1 protein-coding gene is annotated in these 833 nt (G+C 62.9%); it reads right to left on the reverse strand.

Annotated elements, in window-relative coordinates:
- Positions 1-833, reverse strand: an 833-nt coding sequence (locus ACR0MI_RS23695) for an IS5 family transposase (RefSeq protein ID WP_480855761.1), incomplete at both ends; no start/stop codon positions are given.

An 833-nucleotide genomic window follows, 5' to 3' on the forward strand; every position in this document is an offset into this window, starting at 1 on the left:
CTCGCCATGAGCCGTTGTCCCAGCAGTTTCACACAATGCATCTTGGTCTCGACGCGGCTCCGGCGGTGGTAACCGCTCCATCTTCGCCAGAGGGCGCGGCCGAGGTATTTCGATGCCCGCAGCGCCTCGTTGCGCGCTACGGCACCAGCGGTGACGGTCTTCCATGGCTTGGCGTTCTTGCCGGGCGGGATGACGGCGCGGGCGCCGCGGTCAGCGATGGCATCGTGGCAATTGCGTGTGTCGTAGGCCCCATCTGCCGTGACGATGCCGATTTCCTGGTCCGCCGGGATCTGGCCGAGCAGGTCGGGCAAAACCGGTGCTTCACCAATGTGGCTCCCGGTGATCTCAACAGCCCGGATCTCCAGCGTTTCCTCGTCAATCCCGAGGTGGACCTTGCGCCAGACGCGATGCTTCGGGCCACCATGTTTGAGGGCGTGCCATTCGCCTTCGCCCTCGACCTTGATGCCGGTGCTGTCGATCAGCAGGTGTAGCGGACCCTTGGAGCCGCAATACGGGATATTGACGGCCAACGTCTTTTGACGGCGCGACAGCGTGCTGAAGTCGGACACCGTCCAGTCGAGGCCAACCAGTCGAAGCAGACTTTCGACGAAGCCAGTTGTCTGCCGGAGCGCCATCCCGAACAGCACCTTCATCGAAAGGCACGTCTGTATAGCGGCGTCGCTGTAGATCTGCTGGCGGCCACGCCTGCCTGTCGGCGCGCCATCCCAGCTCATCTCAGGGTCGAACCAGATCGTCAGCGAACCCCGGCGCTTGAGCGCTTCGTTATAAGCTGGCCAGTTCTTGGTCCTGTAGGTTGGGGGTGTAGGTCTGCT

The sequence above is a fragment of the Ruegeria sp. D4 genome (genome assembly GCF_056534475.1).